The following is a 22,287-nucleotide window of genomic DNA, read 5'->3' on the forward strand; positions in this document are numbered from 1 at the left end:
AAGCGGCTGCCGTTGCCGGCAGCTTCTCGCTAGCGGGGCTCGGCGGCCTCTATCGTAAGAGCAGCGGCTTTGCGGCGATCTCCTTCATTCTCCTCATCGCCGCCTGCGGATTGCCGCCCTTTTCCGGCTTCTGGCCGAAGGTGATCCTGGTCCGGGCATCGATCGACGTCGGCGCCTGGTGGCTGGCCGCCGCGATCCTGATCGGCGGCTTCCTGCTGACCGTCGTCTTCGGGCGCGTCTTCCTGCTTGCCTATTGGCGGCCGGCGGCGGCACCACAGACAGCAGCCTCCATTGGCTGGCAGGCGGGATTGCCGCTGTTCATCCTGACAGCTCTTGTCGTCGGTTTCGGCATTCTCCCAGAACAATTGCTGGAGATGGCGCAAGCGGCAGCGACCGGCCTCATCGATCCGACATCTTATCTGCAGTCGGTCTTCCCGGATGGAGGGATGCCATGATCGCCTTGCTGCTGAACGTCCTGCTCGCCGTCGCCTGGGCCACCGTTACCGGCAGCGCGTCGGCGCACAACCTCGCCTTCGGCTTTGCGATCGGCGCCCTGTGCTTGTCCATTGTGCGCGAACCCTATGGCAGCAGGGGATATCTTCGACGGTCATGGGCAATCCTGCATCTCGCCCTGCTATTTCTGAAGGAATTGGCGATTTCCGCCTGGCGGGTCGCCGTCACGGTGTTGACGCCCAACATGCGGCTGCAACCCGGCATATTCGCCTTTCCCTTGACTGTCGACCGCGATTTCGAGATCACCCTTCTCGCCAACATGATCACCCTGACGCCGGGTACGCTGTCGGTCGATGTTTCCGATGACCGCAAGACGCTTTACGTGCACGCGCTGGATTGCGCCGATCCCGAGGCGACCAAACGCGATATCACCGACGGTTTCGAGCGCCGGATCATAGAGGCATTTCGATGATCGCGCCGCTTGCCATCATTTCCACGGCCGCCGCGGTTGCTCTCGTGATCCTCGGCGTTGCCTTTCTTCTAGCAGGCTGGCGGGTCGCCGCAGGGCCGACGCTGCCCGACAGGATCCTGGCGCTCGATACGCTGTCAGGCACGGCGATCGGCTTCATTGCCGTGCTGGCGGTTAAAACAGGCTTCAGTCTCTACATCGACATTGCCATTGCGCTGGGCCTGGTCGGCTTCCTGGCGACTGTCGCCTTCGCGCGTTTCGTGATGTCACGCGCCACTGTTGCGGAACGGCACAGCGAAAAACCGGGGGGTGCCTCGAAAAAGCCCAAAGTGGCGGCCAAACGCAGCGGTAAGAACGGCAGGAAGGGCAAGAAATGATGGACTACGCGGCAGCGCTCGTCGTCGCTTTCCTTTTATTGGCCGGCTCGCTGTTTGCGCTCGTCGCCGCTCTCGGCGTGGTGCGGTTGCCGGATCTCTACACGCGGATGCACGCCGCTTCCAAGGCGGGGACGGTGGGTTCGGGCATGCTGCTCTTTGCTGCCGGAATCGCATCGGGCGAGGTCGCAGTCTTTGCGCGCGCAGTTGCTGGCTTCGTCTTTTTCCTGTTGACGGCACCGGTTGCGGCGCACCTCCTTGCCAAGGCCGCGCATCAGACAGGATACCGCCTCGGCTCTCAATCCGTGCGCGACGACCTCGCCAAAAGATGAGAGCGCTTCCGATTCAGTATTTTAAGTTGATTTTTGCACCCATTTGCAGATTTCTTAATGGTTAGTGTATGGGTTCACGATGAACAATTCTTGCGAAGAGGCATTTTTCGTTAGATATATACGAAATAATAATTGGCGTTTTCGCAAAACGGTGATATTTGATGATCTAAGTAGAGTTCTGATATTGAATTAGAATCACGTTGCTTATTTCCTCGTTGGCTTTGCATTTCAGTGTTTAATTGAGGAAGTCGACTGCGTGATAGCGTACTAGTTTGAAATCAGGCAGTATAAGAACGGGTTTCGGCCTCAGGAATCTAGGGGTGGATTTCAGTTTTTCGAAACAGGTAGCCGTAGCCTGAGTTTTTTGCTGTTGCTCTACGATAACGGTCTTGTCTTAAGGGGTCGAGACCTTTGGAGCATTGAAACAGGAGAAACGTAATATGACGGATACTGCAGCCGGTAGCGGGCCGGAATTGCTGGTGGAGCTTACCGCAGATATTGTCGCCGCCTATGTCAGCAACCACGTTGTGCCAGTTGGTGATCTCGCCAACCTGATCTCGGACGTGCATTCGGCACTCAGCAACACGTCGACGCCGCAGACTGCAACAGCGGTCGTCGAGAAGCAGAAGCCGGCTGTGTCGGTGCGCAAATCCGTCCAGGATGAGCAGATTACCTGCCTGGAATGCGGTGGCAACTTCAAGTCGCTGAAGCGTCATTTGATGACCCATCACAGCCTTTCGCCGGAAGAATACCGCGAGAAATGGGAACTCCCTGTCGACTACCCGATGGTAGCGCCGGCCTATGCTGAAGCGCGTTCGCGCCTCGCAAAGGAAATGGGGCTCGGCCAGCGTCGCAAGCGCGGACGCGTCTGATTGTTGCCAAGGATTTAATCCTGTAGAGCCGGGCGGAAGCCCGGCTTTTGTGTTTTTGGGGGGTGAACGCATGTGGCGTCGAGCGGACGGTCAATTCTGTGTTTCGATCGAACGGAGTGCTCGGGAATGAGTGATGTGAACAAGGCCATGGTGAAACTTCTGAGGTTCCTGGCGCGGCGAGGCGCGGGAGCAGGCAGGCGAGGGTTCGGCCCGGTCGCTGCACCTCGGCGATGGCTCGCCTTTCTGAAACTCTGCTGGTCGAGGTTGCCTCTGCCGGGCTGGTCAGCCGGGCGGGCGGGTTTGCCTTTACCCCGCCGCGCGCTCCTATCTCAGGCGCGCCGCGTCACTCCGGGAGGAAGCCTTCATCGAACAGCACGGCGCAATCGGCCATGTCGTGGCTGAGCTGGACGGCGGACGGTAGTCGCTGCGGATCAACCGGGAGGAATCGCCACTTTCAAGCCTTGCGCGACTGAAGGAGAGTGGCGGGCCGTTTCTCCCGGAGGATGCGCTTGCCGCTGGGGAAAGGCTGTTTGCCGATTTCACGCGCGGCCAGGTACAGCTGCGGATCACCGCCTCTTGGGAGCCGCGTCATGCAAGCCGTGCTAGAGGAGCCCGCGGTGGCATGGCTGATCTCACCGACAGCGCCATCGCTGCGCGGGTCGCGGTCAATCGCGCGCTGGAAGTAATGGGCCCGGAGCTTGCCGGCGTGGCGCTTGATGTCTGCTGCTTCATGAAGGGGCTGGAGACCGTGGAGCGTGAGCGCCAGTGGCCGGTGCGTTCCGCCAAGCTGATGTTGCGGACGGCGCTGATGGCGCTATCGCGGCATTACAATCCACCCATGCCCGCGCGCCGGCGGCGCGTCGAACATTGGGGTGCGGAGGGCTATCGGCCCGAACTGTATTCGTGATGGGCAGGGTGGCCGCTCAGGCCACCGCGCGCACGCGCGCTTCCTCGCGGATGCGGTTGACCATCGAGCGCAGACCGTTGGCGCGCTGCGACGACAGGTGTTCGACGAGGCCGATCTTCGAAAATACGTCGAAGGCGTCGAGCACGGCGATCTCGGATGCCGTCTTGCCGGAATAGGTTGCGAGCACGATCGCCACCAGTCCGCGGACGATATGCGCGTCGGAATCGCCTTGGAAGGTCATGACGGGATTGTCCGGATCCCCCTCGGTATGCGTCACGAGCCAGACCTGGCTGGCGCAGCCCATCACTTTGTTGGCCGACGTCTTCTTGTCGTCGGGAAGGTCCGGAAGCGCCTTTCCGAGCTCGATCACATAGCGATAGCGATCTTCCCAATCGTCGAGGAAGGAAAAGTCATCGAGGATCTGCGTCAGGGACGTCATGTATTGTGGCCTTTCGTTCTCATGATTTCATATAGGTGAAACGCGGCCAGATTTGAACCATTAAAAAGAAACGCCGCGAAGGATGGGCATCCCCGCGGCGCAGCAGAAGCTGAAAATAAACAGGGCAGGCACGTCAGGCACGGGACTTTCCGCGTCATGCGGACGCCGGTGCAAGCTTGGTTGCGGGAAATCCCGCGGAATTCTCAGGTGGCGGGGCGCGGCGTTGGCAGCGGAATGGTGCCCGTCGTCACGGTGTCGGCGATGGCTTCGTCGCCGTCGTCAACCGGTGGGCGATAGGGCATCGGCTGGTTCAGCGCTGCCGTCCGTTCCTGCACCTGCGCTTCCGTATGGGACGGCGCAAGGGCTGCGACAGGAGCGATCGGCGCATTCGTTGCGCCAACAGGCTTGGCGGCGTTGTCGTCGCCAAAGCGGCTGTCCAGGAGTTCGTAGGCGACACGGGCGCCTTCGCGGGCCCGGTGGCCGAGCGCCGCCATGGTCTCGGCACCCTTGACGCAGACCTCCGGCTTTTCGCCGCACATGCCGGTCACATAGTCATAGGCGCCTGTCGCCGCGACAAAGGCGTCGGAAAACTGCAATTTCGGTTGCGAACTGGTCGGGCCTTCGCCGCTGAAGAACGATAAGAGCACGAGCACAAGCCCGAACCAGAATGATCCTTTGATCAGAAACCACATCGTCGTTGCCCATCCTGTTTTTCCCGTTCAGTCTTGCTGCCGAATCGGTCCGGTCTTCCGGTGTGCTTTGACCTTAGAGCAGAGTTGCGAATACCAGTTTTCGAAACTCGTCGGCATTTGCGGCAAATTTAGCTCGAATTTTAATGAACGGAATTCGCGCCACATTTCAGTCAAATTGTAATGACCGTCGTTAAGCATGTGACGGGCCACCTCCTGTAATTGCAGGCAAACCTTGCGGCGAAGCTGCCGCAAAGGTTAACAGTCGCCCGAAATGTAAGCGAAATCCGTCGCTTACCGCCTGTTAACCGTAAAAATCAAAGCCGCTTCCAGATGCCCAAAAACGGGACATTTCGCCTTTTTGGGGTGTGGAGGCGGCTTTTCCCTTATCCTTTCCTTAAGCGCCGAAGGCCTATTGTCCGCCTTGGTAAAGAGCCTTTTTCGGGCGGGTATTGCGTGCGTGTAATGAGTAAGATCGCAGAGCGGGCGGCAGCCTTCGTGGACCGGGCAGTGGAAAGCTGGCTCTCCGGGACTGGAGGGGGTACAGCCGTGCGCCAGCGCGAACTGATGATCCTGCGCCGGCTGGCGCTGCTGTCGTCGGCGGCTCTCGTTGCAGCCCCCATTGGGCTCTCCTTGGTCACCAGTCCCGCCATCGCGCTGCCTGTGGGTGTCGCGACTGTTTGCGCGGCCTTCCTGTTCTCTGCTGTGGGTAGCATTGCCCTTTCGCGCCAGAGCACGGCAACGGCTGCGGTTGCCACGCCTGTTGCCGAAGACTTCTTCATGGAGGCTACCGCCGGTCTCGCCTTCTTTCTCGACCCGCTGGGCAACGTCACCGCCGTTGGCGGCCGCGACAAGCGGGAGTATCTCGCCTGGATGCGTGATCCGACCGGCAAGGGCTTTGTCGATCAGATACACGTCTCCGACCGGATTCTCTTCCTGCAGGCACTCGACCAGCTTCGCCAGGGTGAGGCGACTGCCGCCGTCGACCTGCGGCTGGAACGCCCTTCGGTCTCCCGCGACAACAGGCAGTTTGCCTACCTGCGCATGGACATGACAGCGCGGCAGGACAGCGACGGCGTCCTCTTCAATGTGATCGCCCAGCTACGCGATGTCTCGCTGGAGCAGCAGTTGCGGCAGGAAGCGCAGAGCCGTGCCGCCGACGCCCGCTCGGCCAACGACGCAAAGTCGCGGTTCCTCGCTGCCGTCAGCCACGAACTGCGCACGCCACTCAATGCCATCCTCGGCTTCTCCGACATCCTGCTCGGTGAGTATTTCGGTAAGTTCGAGAATGAACGTCAGCGGGAATATGTCGGCCTTGTCAGGGAAGCCGGCGCGCACCTGCTCTCGGTCGTCAACACCATGCTCGACATGAGCAAGATCGAAGCCGGGCGCTACGAGCTCTGCCTCGAACCCTTCGACATCGCCGCCGTCGTCCGCTCCTGCGAGGCGATGTTGGTGCTGCAGGCGAAAACCAAGGGTGTAACGCTGACGAGCCGCATTCAGCGCGGTCTCGACGAGGTCGTTGCGGATCAGCGCGCAATCCAGCAGATCCTTATCAATCTGGTCGGCAATGCCGTGAAGTTCACGGATGCGGGCGGCGCGATCTCGATCGATGCTTCGATGCGCGACGGCGTTCTGAACCTGTGCGTCAGCGATACCGGCATCGGCATTCCGGCCGACAAGCTGGAAATGCTCGGCCAACCTTTTGTCCAGATCCAGAACGACTATAGCCGCCGATTCGAAGGCACGGGTCTTGGTCTGTCGTTGGTGAAGGGCCTGGTGGCGCTGCATGGCGGCGACTTCGCAATCGCCAGCACGCCGGGCACCGGCACGATCATTACGATTTCCATTGCAGCGGATGGCTCTGGCATTCCGGCTGCGGGTACTGCCCGCAACGATCTTGTCGAGTTCCCGCCGCGACTGAAGGCAACGCCGGCGTTCGTCGGCGTTTTGGAAGAGGGGCTTTTCGATGGCCGCGAGCAAGCGAAAATCGCCTAAGGGAAGAAGGGGTCGGCAGAAGAGGCCGAGCCTGCTTCTCACCGGGGCAACCGTCGTCGGCGGTATGGGACTGCAGGGCGCAAGCGCGCTCGGCGGCGTGATCGGCCGCAACCCGTCGGTCGCCGGCGGCACCGCGGCCTTCCTTGTCATCTTCAGCTTCGTTGCCGCCAACGCGCTCTGGTATCAGCCGGGCGCGCATCCGCACCCGTTCTTGCGCACGCGCGACGCGCTATTCCCGAACGTACTTGGCGGCCGCCCGGCCACCGAGGAGCACAGCGGCAACGTCACGACCTTCAAAATCGAACGGCAGGACGAGGCCGACGCCACGCAAACGAATGCGACGCCACCGGCCGCACCCGGTGGTCAGCGGCCGAGCCAGATTGTCATGGACATCCAGACCGAGCTGGTGCGGCGCGGCCTCTATAACGGCACGCCGGATGGAGTGATCGGTCCGCGCACCAGTGCGGCGATCCTCTTCTTCGAAGAGACGGTGGGCATGCCGCAGACGGGCGAGGCGACGCCCGATGTGCTGGCAGCGCTCAGGACGGACTCAATCGGCCCCTCGGCCGTACCGCTGGAAAAACCGCCCGAGGACGTGACCTCGAAGGCATCCGCCGAGGATCCGGTCGCGGCCGCCATCCGCAGCGCCGAAAAGACCGTCCAGACCGCGCCGACACCGGTAAAGAAAGCCGCACCGTCCGCGGAGTTGTCGACCGTCGATCTCGTCCTGAAGATCCAGAAGGGTCTCAGCAACATGGCCTACGCTAACGTCGGGGTCGACGGCGTGCCGGGCGAACAGACCCGCACCGCCATCCGTCATTTCCAGAAGCACTACAACCTTCCCGAGAACGGCGAGCCCAGCGAGGCTGTTCTGAAGAAGCTCAAGGAAATCGGCGCGCTCTGAAGGTTGCCGCAATGGCGACACAATTATAACGCGAATATCGGGCGGTGAACAACGTCAGTCGCCCGGAGCGGTTCAGGTGCATATTGCTGTTTATCTTCAAGCGCTTGTCGTCGCCCTTTGTTCACAGGACTCCGTTTCAACGGAAGATATGAGAGTTGCTGAGATCAAAGTTCGTTACGCTGTGGTCCTGGACGGTGCCGAACCGTTCTCCGCCGAAGTCACCTGCCAAACGGATCGCGAGTGCGACCTGGTCGACAAAAGGCATCCCGGTATCAAGGTGACGATTTTTCGCGCGGATCGCGGTGGGGATAGCCGGCTCAAGGCGTACTGTTCTCCGCGCGATTGCGTGCTTTCCCCGGAGAAGCCGAAGATCAATTTGAGACGGGGCGACAGACTGTTGAGGTTCGAGTTGTCGGAAGGTCGCGACCCAGGGAATTTGGCAGTCCTTCTCCCAAGAAAGGCGATGGGGCGGGTCTTCCTGTCGATTCACCGGGCAGCCGCAATATTGCCGCCGCCGGTTTGTCTGCTATAGCTCGCCGATGAGATTACGCACCGACATCTTCGTTTCCGCCCTGCTGCGTCGGGTTTTCGCCAAGGGTGACTTTGCCGCCGTTGAGGCGAAAGGCGCCGACGAGGCGGGCGCCGTTTTCATCCGCCAGCATTTCCGCGATGGTCTGGAGACGCTCTACGGCCCTGCGCCGCAAAGCCTGTTCGACGGGGAGACGAGCGGCGAGCGCCTGTTCGAGCGGCGTCTGACGCGGGAAGAGCCTGTCAAGGTCAGGGAACTGCTTGAACGTGAACGGAAGTTTGACCCTGACCTCTGGATTGTCGAGCTGGAAGCCGATGATCTCGGCGGTATCGTTCCGCTTGCCAATGAGCGCGAAAACCCGCTGTAGGCAGGATCAGCGTGTGCGGCCGATGATGCGCCGGTCTCGCGCGGGCGGCACCTCGTGGGCAGAGTGAACTGTCTCGGTTTCCTCGGGCAGATAGGTGTAATTGTCCGCGCGGCGCCAGGCTTCGACGCGGGCATTGCACTCTTCCGGATCGAGCCCGTCCAGGACCATCCATGCGCGCGTAACGCCGTGCTGCGGTTCCGCGAGGTGAGGATAGAGCTTTTCGAGCACGAAGACGGCGTCGAGGAAATCAATGCCTAGACTGATCAGAGTGGTTGCTAGCTGCTGCCCGGAGATATCGAGCATGATCCGCTCGGCAAGCCAGCGGCTTGCGGAAAGCCCGTCGGCAAGTGCCTTCGCAAAGAGTGCGGCCTCGCGGTTGCGGGCGAAGCGAACGAGCAGGGCGGCCTGGATCGGCGACAGGTTGCGCAGCCCAAGGCGATCGGCTTCCGGACGGCTGACATGCCGCGCCAGTTCCCGGATCCTGTTGCGCATTTCCTCTTCGTTGGTGCGGCGTGCGGCAGCTTCGACCTCCTCGAGGGAAGTGGAAGCTGGTGGTTCTGGCGACACCGTATTGGGCGCCTCGACGTCGACCGGCGCCGCCAGCCGCTGCTCGGCCTGGCGCAGCCCGACCAGAGCGTCGATGACCCGCGGCGAGAGGGCATTCCGGCTGACGATCGCCTTCATGTGCGCGCTACCCTGTGTGCGCGCGATCGTGACCAGGGTTTCATCGTCGATCGCCGGCGAAGAGGTGAGGAAGGGTGCCGCAATGTCGATCGGCTGGCATCCGACGAAGAGCGCCACCGCCGCCGGAATCTGCGCGCATTGGGAAAGGGCAGCGACAGCCTGCCGCCGCGCTTCATCGGAGGATGCCTGGAACAGCGGCGTGAAGAGTTCGGCGAATTGGCGCAGCTCGGAGCGGGTCGGCGGTTGCAATCCCTCGAAGCTGCTGACAGTCGCCATGAGAACCACGTCCTTCTTCCGGCTGGCGGATGGGGCCTCTAGGTCTCGGAACCGGTCACGCACAAGAACACACCCTGGAAACGCAAAAAAAGGGATGCCGCGGGACTGGACGCGGAGGGACGCCCCTTACCCCACTTAGGTTATGAACAAATCCTACATGGGCAGGGTTAATGCTTGCTAAAGACTTTATTCAGTTTGTGCCGAAAGGACCCACCGCCCGACGACCGCGGAATTGCGTCCGAGACTAAAGCCCCTTGTGTTCGCGCAATGCCGCCAAAAGCCTTTCGGCGTTATTGTTTCCAGATTGGTAGAGGTCGAGGGCCGCGGAGGCTGCCAGTTGCGCCTTGGGGCTCTTGATGTCGATCCGCTTTTCCGCACACCAGGCATCGAGCGCATGGCGAAGCACATCAAGGTCCTCGGGGGAGAATGTCGAACCGATAAACAAAGACATTTCAGCCCCTCCCTTGTCCGCGGTGAACGGAACGGCGCCAGCCGGCCGACCTCTAACCCTAGCCAATTATACAACCATACCGGTATTACTAAAGACCGCAATTGATATTTTTGTGACAGGAATCGATCGCATCTGGGTACGATTGGCCTCGCCGACACAACCTCCATTAAGTATATGAATTAATGCTAATATCATTGCGACGTTGTGGACTGAATCTTCTTGTGAGACGTTTGAAACCAAAAGACGATGCCGCGCGTTTATAGGGTGTCGTAGAAGAAGCTAATGTTCACGCATGAAATTAACGATCTGTTAACCGTCATATGTCTCAATTCGGATATGAACACGGCGGTCGAGTGCTTCGGTCGTCCGGTTTCACATCACGGTATTTCGAACAGGTGCCGTGAGAAAGGCGCGGATGCCTCGGAGCCCGGTATCAGGCTCTAAAGGACGCGCTGGCTCGCACAGGCGGGCAGGGTGAGATTGCGCAGTTCATCCGTCTCGGGCCGTGCATGGAGACGAGAATGGCAATAGTCGTCGCATTGGCGGACCGTCTGTCTCAGACGCGACGCCGCAAAGGCAAAAAACCAGTCGAGGCGCAGATCCTGCTTTTCACCGGCGTGCGTTACGAGCGCCTGACGGAAAGCGCGAAGCGTTCCTCCGGACATCGCGTTTCGCGAGCCAAGAAATAGAGAGAGTGGTTCAATTCGAGGAGCCGGCATACTCGTCGCAGCCGGCCTCCGCGAGGAAGTTTCGTGCGGCCGCGTCAAAGCTCGCCTGGGGCGCCAATGTCCTCAGCACCGCATAGCCCTGCGACCGCGTGCTTTCCACGAGAATGGTCTTCTGCAGATCCGGCGGCAAAGCCTTGCGAAGTTCCGTCAGCTGGATCGGCGTTCCAATTAGAATATCCAGCGCACCGCCGACCGACGTCCTGTCATTCATGCTGAAGACCTCGTTCGAGGCCTCGTCGTAGAGCGCGGTCGACCAGAACGGCACATTGCCCTTTGCAGTCAGGCGGACCGGATTTTCCTCGATGTCGAACGCGCAGACCGCGGTGCGAACAAAAGGATCGTCGTTGGAAAGCCCTGCCGCGTCATCGGTGGCCCCAAGCAGGTAGAACTTGTCAAGATCGCCCTCGGACGCGACACGCGTCGCGGCATCCCTGCCGGTAAAGTGCGGCAACGACAGGATGATCACGAGATGCAGCAGCGCTGCCCCGAAAAGTCCCGCAAGGATGGCAAAGAGGATCCTAAGCATTGCCGCATCCGGTTTTCTGCAGCTTCGGCATCGCAAGGTCGATAACGCCGGAGCTGCCTGCCGTCGGGGTATCGAACAGGGTCAGGACGAGCTGGAAGGTGCCGGCCGCCGGCAGCGCCAGCCAGTTTCCCGGCCGCGCCTGCGCGGAAATGTCGATCGAGAAGCTGCTGTCGACCTGCCGCAGTACCGTCCAGGAATTCATCGCGCCGGGAAGCCCCGGCCGCAGCGAGGCCGGGTTGCCGCTGTTGTCCGCGGTAAACAGTGTCCAGATGCGGGCAGGCGGCGTCTGTCCCGTGATGCGATAGTTGCAGGTGGCATTCAGCCGGTCGCCCGCATCATCGACCTTGGCGGTGAACATCAAGCCTTCGGCGTTTCCGTAGAGCAGGCGTCCGGCCCGCGCCCTGTGCGATTTCGCATAAGGGTCGGCACTTTCCGTTTGCAGTTCGGGGAAGGCTTCCCAGGCGCCGAGCTTGATCGCGCCGAAGCCGGCCGTCGCGTTGAGCGCGTAGAGCGAAATCATGATCCCGCCGCCAAAGGCGATAATCAGAGTCATCGCGATGAAGAGAGGAAACCGAAACACTATGCGCCCTTGAGAAACAAATCAGTTGAAAGGGTTACCACTGATTCTAGTTGGGCGGAATGGTGCAGGCGATTACGGGTAGCATATACCGGCCGGAACGGGCAACAGAATCTCTCCGCTGATTTCTGCGACAAGCGCCTTCCGAGTGTCTGAATTCATCCGCCGTGGGGCCAAGTTACGACCATGACTTAGCTTCGAGATAAGAACATAACCGCTTGCGGACATTCCGGCCGTTTTCGGCGGCTCAAAGCGGTCATTTTTGCTTTGCGAAAGTAGTCTAGCTCGTTCCCTTATCCCTGAAAGCTCGGCTGGATATCGAGATCGAGTTTTCGCAAGGGTCCTTAGCATTGGCAAACTTATAACCCTCAGCGATGTGGATCGGGCCAAAGGTTAGGCCGTCTCGTGCGCATTGCAGGCAGAACGCTTCTACGTCCTCAATGTCGAAAACCAACTTAACAATAGATTGGCCGCGTCGCTGACCCCTTGCAGCAGGATGGAGCATGATTATTCCGCCTCCATTGGGCGAAACTAGCTCCACAATGCGATCACCGGGCTCCCTATTGCCTTAAAGCCAAAAAAACCTTTCGTAGAATCGAGCCGTTACCTCCACGTTGCTTGCGTAAATGATCAATCGGTTGAACATCGTCATTCAACGTCCATCAGTTTTTCGTAATTGTACTTGATATCAACGTTGCGCTGCATGGCAAACAGATCACCTCCACTTCAAGATTAGACCACCTGAACTAGTCATTTCAGAGTCCAGCCAGAGCTTCTGGCAACCGGCAGCGCGAAGATCGCAAGGATCGTCGCGCCCATGCCAGCCCCAAACTTGGGCCCGTATCGATCTTCTACCGGTTTGTATGTCGGTGGCTCACCGAAAGAGTTGGAACTGACCGTCTCCAGCTTTTCATGGCGAGTCGTCGATTCGAAATCCGACCTTCATCACGACCTGATAGTGCGCTACTGCGCCATCCTTGATATGACCTCGGATTTGATCGACTTCGAACCATTCGAGATTTCGCATCGTCTTCGAGGCTCGCGCGATGGCGGTCTCGATCGCCTCGGTGACCGACACCTTCGAACTCCCAATGAGTTCCACCTTTTTATAAACGTGATCGCTCATCCTATCCTCCTATTCGGTGCAGGCTATGGTTTGCTTCCTGGTATTTCTCGCCACCCTCGTGACTAAGGACGATAAGGTCCCGGCGGATTTGCAACGAAGTCGAGATCATAACGTACGACTTCATTAGAGCGAGTCTCGATAATACTCAGCTTTGCGGGGAGCCGCCGAACGTCGGCCTGCATAGTGATCATGTACGGCGTGCGTAGATGGGATGCGTGTGTCTCGGGATCGCGAAAGCCTTCGATCAGAACTACCACGTCCTCGTCATCCTTATGCCGATGATACTCGAAGAATACGCAGCCCAGCTCATTGCGCGTGGCTGCTGCCTGGCTCACCGCCTGTCATGGCGCTGACCGCTGTGAAGCACCTTCGCCGGAATACGGGCGCCGGCCGGTCCTGCGCGGGTGGATTAGCACAGCCCCGGTCTTCCGCTCGTGACAGAAGCGAACGCGTCCATCGTTTTAAGCTTCTCCAACACAGACGGTAGCCCGATTCGGGCTACCGTCGTCTTGAGCGGGCTCGACTAATTGCCCGGCTTGTTTTTGATCGCAGCATCGATCTGCCGCTTCACAGCATCCAGATTGAAGGAGGCCGGATCCTGCATCGGCGGATAGTCAATCGCCGTGAGAGCAAGTTTGGCGACTTCCTGCTGAACGCTGACGAACCGCCAGAACTCGCGCGCAAAGAAGTCGTTCATGTAGCCTCCACCGAGATCATTGAGGCTTTGCTGGCCAATCGATGGCGTCCGCTCGAATGGATCCTGACGGATATTGACCATCGTGGGCATGTCCGTCGTTACCTTTCCGCCGGGCCAGCCCTGCGGCTGTTGGAAGAACTGGAACTTGAAGTTATCGATGCGAACTGCCCCCAAAGAAGGGCCGCCGAAGTAGAAAAATTCATGCCGTGCGGATGGTGATTTGCCCAGCAGCAAGTCCAACTGATTGTAGCCATCAAGATGGTTCTTGTAGGTCTTGTCGCCGAGCTTCGCGCCCTTGAGCAACTGGTCGGTGATGTCTGGATTGCCAGCCGCCGCCGCAAGCGTCGGGAACCAATCAAGAGCCGAGAAAATGCCGTTCTCGACCGTTCCCGGCTTGACCTTGCCCGACCAGCGGATGATGGCCGGCGCGCGGAAGCCTCCCTCCATCACTGTGCCCTTGGTGCCCTTGAATGGCGTCATGCCACCGTCGGGCCACGTAAACACTTCCGCCCCATTGTCGGTCGTGAAAATGACGATGGTGTTGTCGGTTTCGCCTGCATCTTCGACGCATTTCATGAGAGCACCAACGCTGTCATCAAGTTGCGCCACGCCCGCTTCCTCAAGGCCATAGTTGGTGTCGCTGTTCATGAGGGCTTGGTATTTGGGCGACAGAAAAGTCCAGACGTGCATGCGCGTCGTATTGTGCCAGACGAAAAACGGTTTCCCGTCGGTCTTGGCTTTGTCCATGAAGTCGCACGAGGCCTTGACCAGCACTTCGTCGAACGTGCCCATGTCGTACTTGGCCTTGGGTGTGACGTCGTGCATGTTCGGTACGTTGGACATGTCGGGGTACGGTGCGAGCGGCCCCTCGTCCACGATCCGCTGCTTGCCGACCTTGCCCCAACGGGGCTGCTCGCTTGTGTCGTCCGTGTCCGTTGCAAAGCTGTGGACCAAATTGCGCGGACCAAACTTATCTCGGTACGATTGGTCATTCGGGAACGAATACCAATAGGGGTCTGACATCGCATCGAGGTGATAGAGGTAGCCAAAGAATTCATCGAAGCCATGCAGGGTCGGCAGATACTTGTTCAAATCGCCAAGATGGTTCTTGCCGAACTGGCCAGTGGCGTATCCCTCTGCCTTCAACACGGCGGCCAGGGTTGCCGCCTTATCAGGCATGCCGACATCGGCGCCCGCCTGACCGACGGTCGTCAGACCGGTGCGCAACGGAATCTCTCCAGTGATGAAGCTCGCCCGGCCTGCTGTGCAACTCGCCTCCGCATAGTAGTCGGTGAACAGCATGCCCTCGGACGCCAGCTTGTCGAGATTGGGGGTCTTCCCGGACATGATTCCGCGATGATAGGCGCCAAGGTTGAACCAGCCGACATCGTCACCCATGATGACGACGATGTTGGGTTTCGGCTGCTGTTGCTGCGCAACTGCTGGCGCAGTCAGCGCGGTCGCGAACGCGGAAGCCAGCAAACCAAAGTAAAGGTGTCTCGTACTACTCATGATTGATACCCTCCGTTCACTCGAACTAATCGCGATTGTCTTCTCACAGCATAAGGGTACCCACCTCATGTCTGCGACGATCTGAGTTTGCGAAACTGCGCGGCACGGCGCCGCCACAGCGGGATATGCTGAGTTATGTGAATGTAGCTTTGATTACTCGCCATAGGGTGACGAGAGGTGTACCCGCCATCGAAGCGTCAATGGCTAGCGATAAAATGCTCGCTCTGGCGTCTGCCTCAATGTTGGCAGCCGTCCTAGACGCGAATATCGCACATCTTTACTTTCACCGCCAGATTGAAAGGCGTTGTCGCGCCGCCCCGGAGCTTACTACGTGGGACTTTCACGATAGTGCCGAGGCCACACTAGGCCGCGGGCGCAAAGTTGTCGTCCGGGGTCGTCCGGGTAGCGACTAAGTTGATGCCACTTGACGGTCCTAGTCGGCGCTTGCCACCTTCTGCGCGGCAAGTGGCGGGGCTGCCTTCAGCGCCTGTCCAAGGTCCTTGAGAATGCGTGTGGACTCGACCGAGAGCATCCGCGGGCGAACGAGGGGAGGCGGGCTGCCTTCCTCCGGCTTGGCGGTAACGGTCTTCACCGTCTTGTCGGGCGGCAGCGGCTGCGTGCCGGGGATCTGGCGGAGCGTGATGCCCTGGTGGGCGTAGTCCATGGCGCGCTTGAAGGTCATGGCCGGCAGCGAGCCGCCGGTCATCTTGTTGGTTGAGGTGTAGTCGTCGTTGCCGAACCAGACGGCGGCAGTGTAGTTGCCGGTGTAGCCGATGAACCAGGCGTCGCGATAGGCTTGCGTCGTGCCCGTCTTGCCGGCCGTCAGGATGTTGTTGTCGAGGGCTGCCTTGCGCGCAGTGCCGACATAGGGAACGCGCGACAGCATCTGGTTCATGTAGGTATCGGCCTTCTCGGAGAGCACCCGCTTGGCGGGCGGCTCGTCACGGTCGAAGTCGTAGAGGACGTCGCCGCCGTAATCGAGGACCTGCGTGATACCGTGACGGCGCGACTGGTAGCCGCCCGCTGGGAAGACGGCATAGGCGGTTGCCTGGTCGAGCACGGTCACTTCAGAGGTGCCGATCGGGATCGTCACGTCGTCGCGCACCGGTGATTCGACGCCGAGATTCTTCGCCATGGCGCGGATCGGCTGGATGCCGAGCTTCTCCTTGGCAAGCCGCACCGGGATGGTGTTGATCGACTGGGCAATGGCGGTCGCGATGGTGACACGGCCGGCATATTTGTTGGCGTAGTTATGCGGGCTCCAGTTGCCCCAGTAGATCGGCGCATCGACGACGATGGTGTCGGGTGTCATGCCGTTTTCCATCGCCACCGAATAAGTGTAGACCTTGAAGGACGAGCCAGGCTGGCGCAGCGCCCTGGTGGCGCGGTTGAACTGGCTTTCACCGTAGTCCCTGCCACCGACCATGGCCCGCACCGCACCGCCGTTTTCGATCACGACCATCGCGCCCTGCTTGGCGTGATAGCTCTCGCCATATTCGCGTAGCGACGTTTCGACGGAATCTTCGGCGGCACTCTGCAGCCCCATGTCGATCGTGGTCCGGACGACGAGCGAATGCTGATGGAAGCGCGGTGACAGCCGCATCACCTCATCAAAGGCCCAATCGAGGAAGAAATCGGGCGATCCCACCTGGTTGCGGTCGACAACCGTGGCCGGATTGCGCCGGGCGGCGATCACCTGTCCCTCGGTCATCAGGCCGCTCTGCACGAGATTGGTCAGCACCTCATTGGCGCGACCGCGCGCCGCCGGCAGGTTGACGTGCGGCGCATACTTCGCCGGCGCCTTGAACAGGCCGGCCAGCATGGCAGACTCGGCCAGATTGACGTCGGTGATGCTCTTGCCGAAATAGAACTGTGCCGCTGCAGCAGCACCAAAGGTGCCGCCGCCCATATAAGCACGGTCGAGGTAGGTGGAGAGAATTTCCTTCTTGGAGAGGTTGGCTTCGAGCCACAAGGCCAGGAAGGCTTCCGTAATCTTTCGGTCGATCGAGCGTTCGTTGGAGAGGAACAGGTTCTTGGCGAGCTGCTGCGTCAGCGTCGAGCCGCCCTGGACGACTTCGCCGGCCTGGGCGTTGGTGACCACCGCGCGGAAGAGGCCGATGACGTCGATGCCGAAGTGGTCGAAGAAACGCCGGTCCTCGGTTGCCAGCACCGATTTGATCAGTGCGTCAGGCAGTTCATCGATCGGCACGGAATTCTGGTGGATGACGCCGCGATGGCCGATGACGTTGCCGTAGCGATCAAGGAAGGTGACGGCGTAGTCGCCGCGATTGCGCCAATCTTCCTTGGTAGCCTCGAAGGCAGGCTGGGCAAGGGTCAGCATCAGGACGGCGCCGACGACGCCGAGCGTCAGGCCTTCGCCGCCAAATTCGAAGACGATGCGCTTCCAACCGCGGACGCGGAAGCGGCGAAAGAAGATGGTGATGTCTTCCCAGATTTCGGCTGAGCGAAAACCGGCATTCCAGATGGTCGAATCGATCCACGAGTCGATCTTCAGCAGCAGGTGGCGTTGCTTGCGCGGCCGTTTTTCTGGATTGTCCGGATCCGTCACGTCTTATATTCCCGCCCGATCGGTTCGACGCCGGACGAACCTGACGCCGGACTATGGCAAATCTGCCGACAGTGCCCCGGAGTAACCGGAGCTTGGTGAATCATTGGTTGATTTGCCTGACAAGAACAAGAGAAATGGAAGCTCTCACGCGATTTTGCGCGGAGCTGTTGCAAGAACGGAATGATGGAAGAAACACCCTTCTGGAAGACGAAGACGCTCGCCGAGATGACGACGACGGAATGGGAGAGCGTATGCGACGGCTGCGGCCTCTGTTGTCTCAACAAGCTCGAGGAGTGGGATAGCGGCGACATCTACTTCACGTCGATCCGCTGCAAGCTGCTCGACGATGAGAGCTGTCGCTGTTCCTCCTACGAGAATCGCTGGGATTTTGTGCCCGACTGCGTCCAGCTCACCAAGGAAAACGTCGACGAGATCGCCTGGCTGCCGCCGACCTGCGGCTACCGGCTGATCAACGAGGGGCGCGACCTCTACTGGTGGCATCCGCTGGTGTCAGGCGATCCCGAGACGGTGCATGCGGCTGGCATTTCGGCGCGCGGCCGGACGATCAACGAGACCGAAGTCGATGTCGACGACTTCGAGGATTACGTGGTGGATTGGCCGCTGACTGTCGGCGACGAGGCGCAGGCGCAAGAGCCGGAGACGGCCAAGTAGCGCCGGCCTAGGCGACTGACCTAAGAAACTGCGTGAGCTCGCCCCGCACATAGTCTTCGATCGAGCCCTGCGGCTCGAAACCCCACCAGAGCAGGCAGCCCTGCCACTGCGAGAGCATCAGCCGCCCGAGGGGCGTTCTGCCTTGGACGTGAAGGCACCGGTCGAGCGCTGCGGCCAGTGTCTTGCCCCAGGCAGCCCCACGAGCGCGCAAGGCCGGATCGCGCAGATCCTCCCTCAACAGCAGCAGGCCCTCCGCATAGGAGGCGGCATCGCAGCCGTAGTCCTTCGAAAGGCCAGCGAGCAGGTCAATGGCGCCCGCGGGCGTCATCGGAACGGACCGGATCAGCCGGGCCGTTTCCATGTCCAGCCGGTCCCAAGCGCGCAGCAGGCAGGCCCGCAGCATCGCCGCCTTGGTGCCGAACCGCTGCACGAGCGTCGAGCCTGAAAGACCGCTGATCTTCGCCACCGCGCCGAAGCTTGCCGCATCCGGGCCTTCCGCATGGATGAGCCCCAGCACCATGTCGAGAAGCTGTTCGTCCGAAAGCGTGCGGGGGCGCGGCATGAAATTTCCTCTTGCGTTCGCAATGAATATGAACGAACGTTCGTTTATATTCAAGTGGAGCAATCAGAACCGACCCAGGCCGGTTCCAGCGTGGAGGAGAAGCTAATGACAGCAGCCCTTTCGGGAAAGATTGCCCTCGTTGCCGGCGGCACACGCGGCGCCGGTCGCGGCATTGCGGTGGAGCTCGGCGCTGCCGGCGCCACGGTCTACGTTACCGGCCGCACGACGCGGGCGGAGCAATCGGAATACGGCCGCCCGGAGACGATCGAGGAGACCGCCGAGATGGTCACGGCAGCTGGCGGCGAGGGGATCGCCGTTCGTGTCGATCATACGGTGCCTGGCGAGGTCGAGGCGTTGGTCGGCCGGATCCGCCGCGAGCAAGGCCGGCTCGACATCCTGGTCAACGATATCTGGGGCGGCGAGCATCTGACGGAATGGAACAAGCCGGTCTGGGAGCATTCGCTGGAGAAGGGGCTGCACATGCTGCGGCTGGCGATTGATACCCACCTGATCACCGCGCATTATGCGCTGGCGCTGATGATCGAGCGTCCCGGCGGGCTGCTCGTCGAACTGACCGATGGCACCGCCGAGTACAACGCCACCCATTACCGCCTTTGCCCCTACTACGACCTCGTCAAGACGGGCGTCATCCGCATGACCTGGGCGCATGCAAAGGATCTTGCGCCGCATGGCGCGACCGCCGTTGCGCTGACACCTGGCTGGATGCGCTCGGAAATGATGCTCGATAACTACAGCGTGCGGGAGGAGAACTGGCGCGATGCGACGGCGGTGCAGCCGCACTTCGTCATCTCCGAGACGCCGCGCTTCACCGGCCGGGCGGTCGCCGCACTCGCCGCCGATCCCGGGCGCGCCCGCTGGAACGGCCAGTCGCTGTCGAGCGGCGGGCTTGCCAAGGTCTACGGCTTCGACGACGTGGACGGCTCGCGGCCGGATTGCTGGCGCTACATGGACGAGGTGATGGACGCAGGCAAGACCGCCGACGCCACCGGTTATCGCTAGATCGAACTAGCCGGACGGGATGATAACAAACTGTCTTTGCAGCGTTTTTGGCGCGGCGTTCTGCCATGCCTTGCGCACGAGATCCTGCACCAGTTCGTCGGTCGCCTTGCCGTAGAAGAGCCGGGTCGAGCCGCGCAGTCCCCAACCGCCCGGCACCGCGGCCGTATCATGAGGCGCCACCGCCAGCGTCATGTGCTGCTGGTCGGGTGTCAGGCGGACGACGCAGTAGTCCTGATCCGGCATCGTTAGGAATATCTTGCTGCGCACGCGAAAATCGCGCGTGCCGTGGTGCGCGCTCTCGACCGCCTCCGGCAGGCTGAGCGCAAAGGAAATGAGCTCTTCCTGGTTCATGGCGATAAAATTAGCACATGCTGATAGGCGCGGACCAATCAGAAAAACTCAAGCAGCGGCGGGTGTCGGAAAATCTTCACAAAATAGGAAAATAATCCTTTGTGGCGTGACACGGCAAAGCTCGCGCGGGCCGACCTGAAGGCTGGGACCGATGCCATGTCGCTGATCGTGCGCACGCTGAAGAAAGTCGATCAGTTGCAGCGACAGATCGCGCGTGATCGCGAGCTGGCCGCGGAAGAGAACGACGCTGCGATGGGGCTTGAAGATGCGAAGAACCGGTTTCTTGAGTGCATCGACGAGCTGGCGGAACATCGGGCGCGGCAGCTCCTTGTCGAATGGAACCTTACGGGCCCTCCCGGTCAGGGTGGCGCCGTTGCCGCCGCCGACGCCGCCCCGGTGCCGCTGCTGAAGGAATTGATCGCCGATGCCGGCACGCGGCTGACGCGGATCAGCACGCTCGCCAATGCCAGCAATCTGGCGCCTGGCTTCATCGATGCACTGGCCAATCGCTACGGCGTGGCCGAGGTCAACCAGGGTGGCGACATGGTGGCATCGATGCTGAAGAGCATCGACGAGAGCCTGCCGGCCTCGACCGCGCGGGCGACGCGCGGTAAATATCTCAGGGCCGAACCGGTCGCGGCACTCACGAGCAGGGGGCGTGTCGCCCATGCCGGGCGCTTTGTCGCGCTCGAGGACCAGATGTGCGCCTTCGGCCCGGACGGGCTTTCATTCGGCCGTTCGCCCGACCGGCTGGATGCGCTGGTCTGGGCGTTGACGGCACTAATGCTGGAGGGACATCGAGAACCCCGGGTGAGGGGGTCTGAAGGACTAGCGTTGAGGTTGCGGTTGTGCCGGACGCGGCGGCTGCTGCTCCGGGCGAACCTGACGCCACTCGTTTTCGAGCTGGTCGACGACATGCTGGGGAATGGTCGGCTGATTGCTATTGGCCGGCTGCTGCATGCTCTCCTCCGAGTGCTGGATTTAACGGTGAGTTAATCACTGGCACGGCTTAAACTACGTGTAAATCAGGCGCTTAAACACTTTAAACGATTGAATTAATTTTAATCGATTGAGGCGCAGAGCGCCGTACCACTTTTTGAGGCTGACATCATGGTTATCCACATCGACAGGCCCTTCTTCTTCGACACGGTGCGCGACGCACTGTTCAAGGGGACGCTTAATCAGCCGCAGGTGGAGGGCATGACGGCAATTCTCGATTTTTGGGAGGCGCGGATGGCGGAGGCCGATCCGCGCTGGCTCGCCTACATCATGGCGACCGCCTATCACGAGACGGCCTATACGATGCAGCCGGTACGCGAGACGCTGGCGACGACCGATGCCCGGGCGATCGAGATCTTGGAGTATGCCTATGCGGGCGGCAAGCTCTCCTGGGTGAAGACGCCCTACTGGCGGCTGGACGAGGACGGCAAGTGCTGGCTTGGCCGCGGGCTGGTGCAGCTCACCCACAAGCGCAACTACGAGGCCATGAGCCTGTTGACCGGCATTGATCTGGTGGCCGAGCCCGACCGCGCGATGGAGATGGAGGCGGCCGTTTCGATCCTGATCGAGGGCATGGTGCAGGGCTCCTTTGCCAATCACAAGCTCGCCGACCACCTGAACGAGACGACCGACGACTGGGTCAATGCGCGCCGCATCGTGAACGGCACGGATCGGGCGGAGAAGCTGGCCGGCTACGGCAAGACCTTCCTTGCGGCCATCCGCCGCGAACAGTCGGCAGGCCCGCTTGCGCGGTTGAAGGCCTGGCTCCTGCGTGCTATCGCGCGGGTCTTCGGCTAGATCCTCATAGGAGTTCCGCGTGATCCGCCACATCGTCTTCTTTACAGCGCCTGCGGACCAACTGGAAAAGGTGCGCGCCGGCCTGTCGATCCTGACGGCGATCCCGCACGCCCGCCTGCTGGAGATCGGCACCAACATCAAGACCGACCAGCTCGGCACCGAGGTCGATTTGGTGGTCTACGGCGAATTCGACGACGAGGCGGCGCTTGCCGCCTACAAGGCGCATCCCGATTATCAGCGTTCCATCGACCTCGTGCGCCCGATCCGCGAAATGCGGACGGCGGCGGATTACGAGAGCGATGCGGCGGTAAAGCAGCCGCTGGGGTGAAGTTGACTTTCCAGCGCGGGTGATCGATCAGCCGTGATACTTTGCGACCGACACTTCCGTTTTAACCTAGGGGCATAC

At 60.7% G+C, this 22,287-nt stretch carries 27 protein-coding genes and 2 pseudogenes; 16 read left to right on the plus strand and 13 right to left on the minus strand.

Annotation, left to right across the window (positions count from 1 at the left end):
• The 6 genes from PMI09_RS25340 to PMI09_RS29800 form a co-directional block, all read left to right on the plus strand.
• A partial coding sequence (locus PMI09_RS25340; RefSeq protein WP_007801139.1) for a proton-conducting transporter transmembrane domain-containing protein occupies positions 1-455 on the plus strand: 455 nt, incomplete at its 5' end.
• Complete coding sequence (locus PMI09_RS25345; RefSeq protein WP_007801142.1) at positions 452-925, plus strand: Na+/H+ antiporter subunit E; 474 nt, start codon at positions 452-454, stop codon at positions 923-925. The genes PMI09_RS25340 and PMI09_RS25345, both read left to right, overlap by 4 nt.
• Entirely contained in the window at positions 922-1,299 is a 378-nt protein-coding gene (locus PMI09_RS25350; protein WP_007801144.1) for a cation:proton antiporter, read from the plus strand. The genes PMI09_RS25345 and PMI09_RS25350 overlap by 4 nt, the downstream gene beginning before the upstream one ends.
• A complete protein-coding gene (gene mnhG / locus PMI09_RS25355; protein WP_007801146.1) occupies positions 1,296-1,628 on the plus strand; it encodes a monovalent cation/H(+) antiporter subunit G in 333 nt (110 codons plus the stop codon). Before PMI09_RS25350 ends, mnhG begins: the two co-directional genes overlap by 4 nt.
• Positions 1,629-2,068: 440 nt before the next feature.
• Entirely contained in the window at positions 2,069-2,500 is a 432-nt protein-coding gene (locus PMI09_RS25360) for a MucR family transcriptional regulator (RefSeq protein WP_007801148.1), read from the plus strand.
• A 469-nt stretch (positions 2,501-2,969) separates the two neighbouring features.
• Entirely contained in the window at positions 2,970-3,407 is a 438-nt protein-coding gene (locus tag PMI09_RS29800; protein ID WP_244423822.1) for a DUF6456 domain-containing protein, read from the plus strand.
• A gap of 16 nt (positions 3,408-3,423) precedes the next feature.
• Here the strand turns inward: PMI09_RS29800 and PMI09_RS25370 are convergent, their stop codons facing one another.
• Both PMI09_RS25370 and PMI09_RS25375 read right to left on the minus strand, forming a co-directional pair.
• Positions 3,424-3,846, minus strand: a complete 423-nt coding sequence (locus tag PMI09_RS25370) for a SufE family protein (protein ID WP_007801152.1) — start codon at positions 3,844-3,846, stop codon at positions 3,424-3,426.
• Positions 3,847-4,049: 203 nt separating this feature from the next.
• Complete coding sequence (locus tag PMI09_RS25375; RefSeq protein ID WP_007801157.1) at positions 4,050-4,538, minus strand: DUF5330 domain-containing protein; 489 nt, start codon at positions 4,536-4,538, stop codon at positions 4,050-4,052.
• A 462-nt stretch (positions 4,539-5,000) separates the two neighbouring features.
• Between PMI09_RS25375 and PMI09_RS25380 the strand changes: the two genes are divergently transcribed.
• The 4 genes from PMI09_RS25380 to PMI09_RS25395 all read left to right on the plus strand — a co-directional run bounded on the left by PMI09_RS25380 (position 5,001) and on the right by PMI09_RS25395 (position 8,333).
• Entirely contained in the window at positions 5,001-6,533 is a 1,533-nt protein-coding gene (locus tag PMI09_RS25380) for a sensor histidine kinase (protein ID WP_007801161.1), read from the plus strand.
• The gene (locus PMI09_RS25385; RefSeq protein WP_007801163.1) at positions 6,505-7,437 is read left to right on the plus strand and encodes a peptidoglycan-binding domain-containing protein; all 933 of its coding nucleotides are present in this window, start codon (positions 6,505-6,507) and stop codon (positions 7,435-7,437) included. The genes PMI09_RS25380 and PMI09_RS25385 overlap by 29 nt, the downstream gene beginning before the upstream one ends.
• A 76-nt stretch (positions 7,438-7,513) precedes the next feature.
• Complete coding sequence (locus PMI09_RS29805; protein ID WP_007801165.1) at positions 7,514-7,969, plus strand: hypothetical protein; 456 nt, start codon at positions 7,514-7,516, stop codon at positions 7,967-7,969.
• A 7-nt stretch (positions 7,970-7,976) separates the two neighbouring features.
• The gene (locus tag PMI09_RS25395) at positions 7,977-8,333 is read left to right on the plus strand and encodes a DUF1491 family protein (protein WP_007801167.1); all 357 of its coding nucleotides are present in this window, start codon (positions 7,977-7,979) and stop codon (positions 8,331-8,333) included.
• A gap of 6 nt (positions 8,334-8,339) precedes the next feature.
• On the opposite strand, the gene PMI09_RS25400 is transcribed toward PMI09_RS25395, so the two are convergent.
• Positions 8,340-9,356: a DUF2336 domain-containing protein gene (locus PMI09_RS25400; RefSeq protein WP_037084061.1), complete on the minus strand. Its 1,017-nt coding sequence runs from the start codon at positions 9,354-9,356 to the stop codon at positions 8,340-8,342.
• Positions 9,357-9,537: 181 nt separating this feature from the next.
• Positions 9,538-9,744, minus strand: a complete 207-nt coding sequence (locus tag PMI09_RS25405; protein WP_007801171.1) for a hypothetical protein — start codon at positions 9,742-9,744, stop codon at positions 9,538-9,540.
• 521 nt (positions 9,745-10,265) lie between these two features.
• Between PMI09_RS25405 and PMI09_RS31800 the strand changes: the two genes are divergently transcribed.
• Complete coding sequence (locus PMI09_RS31800) at positions 10,266-10,433, plus strand: hypothetical protein (protein ID WP_007801173.1); 168 nt, start codon at positions 10,266-10,268, stop codon at positions 10,431-10,433.
• A 10-nt stretch (positions 10,434-10,443) separates the two neighbouring features.
• Here the strand turns inward: PMI09_RS31800 and PMI09_RS25410 are convergent, their stop codons facing one another.
• The 7 genes and pseudogenes from PMI09_RS25410 to PMI09_RS25435 form a co-directional block, all read right to left on the minus strand.
• Positions 10,444-10,998, minus strand: a complete 555-nt coding sequence (locus PMI09_RS25410; protein ID WP_007801174.1) for a DUF1254 domain-containing protein — start codon at positions 10,996-10,998, stop codon at positions 10,444-10,446.
• On the minus strand, positions 10,991-11,578 hold the full coding sequence (locus PMI09_RS25415) for a DUF1214 domain-containing protein (RefSeq protein ID WP_007801175.1): 588 nt from the start codon (positions 11,576-11,578) through the stop codon (positions 10,991-10,993). The genes PMI09_RS25410 and PMI09_RS25415 overlap by 8 nt, the downstream gene beginning before the upstream one ends.
• Positions 11,579-11,855: 277 nt before the next feature.
• Positions 11,856-12,221: pseudogene (locus tag PMI09_RS32380) on the minus strand (VOC family protein).
• A gap of 264 nt (positions 12,222-12,485) precedes the next feature.
• Positions 12,486-12,701: a dodecin gene (locus PMI09_RS25425; RefSeq protein WP_007801177.1), complete on the minus strand. Its 216-nt coding sequence runs from the start codon at positions 12,699-12,701 to the stop codon at positions 12,486-12,488.
• 62 nt (positions 12,702-12,763) lie between these two features.
• On the minus strand, positions 12,764-13,036 hold the full coding sequence (locus PMI09_RS30695) for a putative quinol monooxygenase (RefSeq protein ID WP_081499118.1): 273 nt from the start codon (positions 13,034-13,036) through the stop codon (positions 12,764-12,766).
• Between the two features lie 188 nt (positions 13,037-13,224).
• The gene (locus PMI09_RS25430) at positions 13,225-14,910 is read right to left on the minus strand and encodes an arylsulfatase (RefSeq protein WP_007801178.1); all 1,686 of its coding nucleotides are present in this window, start codon (positions 14,908-14,910) and stop codon (positions 13,225-13,227) included.
• A gap of 433 nt (positions 14,911-15,343) precedes the next feature.
• The gene (locus PMI09_RS25435) at positions 15,344-17,479 is read right to left on the minus strand and encodes a transglycosylase domain-containing protein (protein WP_007801179.1); all 2,136 of its coding nucleotides are present in this window, start codon (positions 17,477-17,479) and stop codon (positions 15,344-15,346) included.
• Positions 17,480-17,662: 183 nt separating this feature from the next.
• Here PMI09_RS25435 and PMI09_RS25440 point away from each other — a divergent pair, with 183 nt between their 5' ends.
• Entirely contained in the window at positions 17,663-18,151 is a 489-nt protein-coding gene (locus PMI09_RS25440) for a YcgN family cysteine cluster protein (RefSeq protein WP_157213406.1), read from the plus strand.
• Between the two features lie 7 nt (positions 18,152-18,158).
• Here the strand turns inward: PMI09_RS25440 and PMI09_RS25445 are convergent, their stop codons facing one another.
• On the minus strand, positions 18,159-18,713 hold the full coding sequence (locus tag PMI09_RS25445; protein ID WP_007801187.1) for a TetR/AcrR family transcriptional regulator: 555 nt from the start codon (positions 18,711-18,713) through the stop codon (positions 18,159-18,161).
• Positions 18,714-18,818: 105 nt separating this feature from the next.
• On the opposite strand from PMI09_RS25445, the gene PMI09_RS25450 reads away from it, so the two are divergent.
• On the plus strand, positions 18,819-19,733 hold the full coding sequence (locus PMI09_RS25450) for an SDR family oxidoreductase (protein WP_007801189.1): 915 nt from the start codon (positions 18,819-18,821) through the stop codon (positions 19,731-19,733).
• Positions 19,734-19,739: 6 nt separating this feature from the next.
• Here PMI09_RS25450 and PMI09_RS25455 read toward each other — a convergent pair whose 3' ends face one another.
• The gene (locus PMI09_RS25455; protein ID WP_007801191.1) at positions 19,740-20,084 is read right to left on the minus strand and encodes an MmcQ/YjbR family DNA-binding protein; all 345 of its coding nucleotides are present in this window, start codon (positions 20,082-20,084) and stop codon (positions 19,740-19,742) included.
• 393 nt (positions 20,085-20,477) lie between these two features.
• Here PMI09_RS25455 and PMI09_RS30700 point away from each other — a divergent pair.
• The 3 genes and pseudogenes from PMI09_RS30700 to PMI09_RS25470 all read left to right on the plus strand — a co-directional run.
• Positions 20,478-20,903 (plus strand): annotated as a pseudogene (locus tag PMI09_RS30700) (phage terminase large subunit family protein); the annotation flags it as partial.
• 291 nt (positions 20,904-21,194) lie between these two features.
• The gene (locus PMI09_RS25465) at positions 21,195-21,881 is read left to right on the plus strand and encodes a hypothetical protein (RefSeq protein ID WP_007801195.1); all 687 of its coding nucleotides are present in this window, start codon (positions 21,195-21,197) and stop codon (positions 21,879-21,881) included.
• 19 nt (positions 21,882-21,900) lie between these two features.
• On the plus strand, positions 21,901-22,209 hold the full coding sequence (locus tag PMI09_RS25470) for a Dabb family protein (RefSeq protein ID WP_007801197.1): 309 nt from the start codon (positions 21,901-21,903) through the stop codon (positions 22,207-22,209).
• Positions 22,210-22,287: the final 78 nt, after the last annotated feature.

Origin of the sequence: Rhizobium sp. CF122, from assembly GCF_000282035.1 — a bacterium.
Taxonomy (GTDB): Bacteria; Pseudomonadota; Alphaproteobacteria; order Rhizobiales; family Rhizobiaceae; genus Rhizobium.

Bases quoted from the DNA above. Each gene is read 5' to 3' on its own strand.
- PMI09_RS25345 (WP_007801142.1), top strand. From the start codon at position 452: ATGATCGCCTTGCTGCTGAACGTCCTGCTCGCCGTCGCCTGGGCCACC.
- PMI09_RS25350 (WP_007801144.1), top strand. From the start codon at position 922: ATGATCGCGCCGCTTGCCATCATTTCCACGGCCGCCGCGGTTGCTCTC.
- mnhG (WP_007801146.1), top strand. From the start codon at position 1,296: ATGATGGACTACGCGGCAGCGCTCGTCGTCGCTTTCCTTTTATTGGCC.
- PMI09_RS25360 (WP_007801148.1), top strand. From the start codon at position 2,069: ATGACGGATACTGCAGCCGGTAGCGGGCCGGAATTGCTGGTGGAGCTT.
- PMI09_RS25370 (WP_007801152.1), bottom strand. From the start codon at position 3,846: ATGACGTCCCTGACGCAGATCCTCGATGACTTTTCCTTCCTCGACGAT.
- PMI09_RS25375 (WP_007801157.1), bottom strand. From the start codon at position 4,538: ATGTGGTTTCTGATCAAAGGATCATTCTGGTTCGGGCTTGTGCTCGTG.
- PMI09_RS25380 (WP_007801161.1), top strand. From the start codon at position 5,001: ATGAGTAAGATCGCAGAGCGGGCGGCAGCCTTCGTGGACCGGGCAGTG.
- PMI09_RS25385 (WP_007801163.1), top strand. From the start codon at position 6,505: ATGGCCGCGAGCAAGCGAAAATCGCCTAAGGGAAGAAGGGGTCGGCAG.
- PMI09_RS25395 (WP_007801167.1), top strand. From the start codon at position 7,977: ATGAGATTACGCACCGACATCTTCGTTTCCGCCCTGCTGCGTCGGGTT.
- PMI09_RS25405 (WP_007801171.1), bottom strand. From the start codon at position 9,744: ATGTCTTTGTTTATCGGTTCGACATTCTCCCCCGAGGACCTTGATGTG.
- PMI09_RS31800 (WP_007801173.1), top strand. From the start codon at position 10,266: ATGGCAATAGTCGTCGCATTGGCGGACCGTCTGTCTCAGACGCGACGC.
- PMI09_RS25410 (WP_007801174.1), bottom strand. From the start codon at position 10,998: ATGCTTAGGATCCTCTTTGCCATCCTTGCGGGACTTTTCGGGGCAGCG.
- PMI09_RS25425 (WP_007801177.1), bottom strand. From the start codon at position 12,701: ATGAGCGATCACGTTTATAAAAAGGTGGAACTCATTGGGAGTTCGAAG.
- PMI09_RS25430 (WP_007801178.1), bottom strand. From the start codon at position 14,910: ATGAGTAGTACGAGACACCTTTACTTTGGTTTGCTGGCTTCCGCGTTC.
- PMI09_RS25440 (WP_157213406.1), top strand. From the start codon at position 17,663: ATGGAAGAAACACCCTTCTGGAAGACGAAGACGCTCGCCGAGATGACG.
- PMI09_RS25445 (WP_007801187.1), bottom strand. From the start codon at position 18,713: ATGCCGCGCCCCCGCACGCTTTCGGACGAACAGCTTCTCGACATGGTG.
- PMI09_RS25450 (WP_007801189.1), top strand. From the start codon at position 18,819: ATGACAGCAGCCCTTTCGGGAAAGATTGCCCTCGTTGCCGGCGGCACA.
- PMI09_RS25455 (WP_007801191.1), bottom strand. From the start codon at position 20,084: ATGAACCAGGAAGAGCTCATTTCCTTTGCGCTCAGCCTGCCGGAGGCG.
- PMI09_RS25465 (WP_007801195.1), top strand. From the start codon at position 21,195: ATGGTTATCCACATCGACAGGCCCTTCTTCTTCGACACGGTGCGCGAC.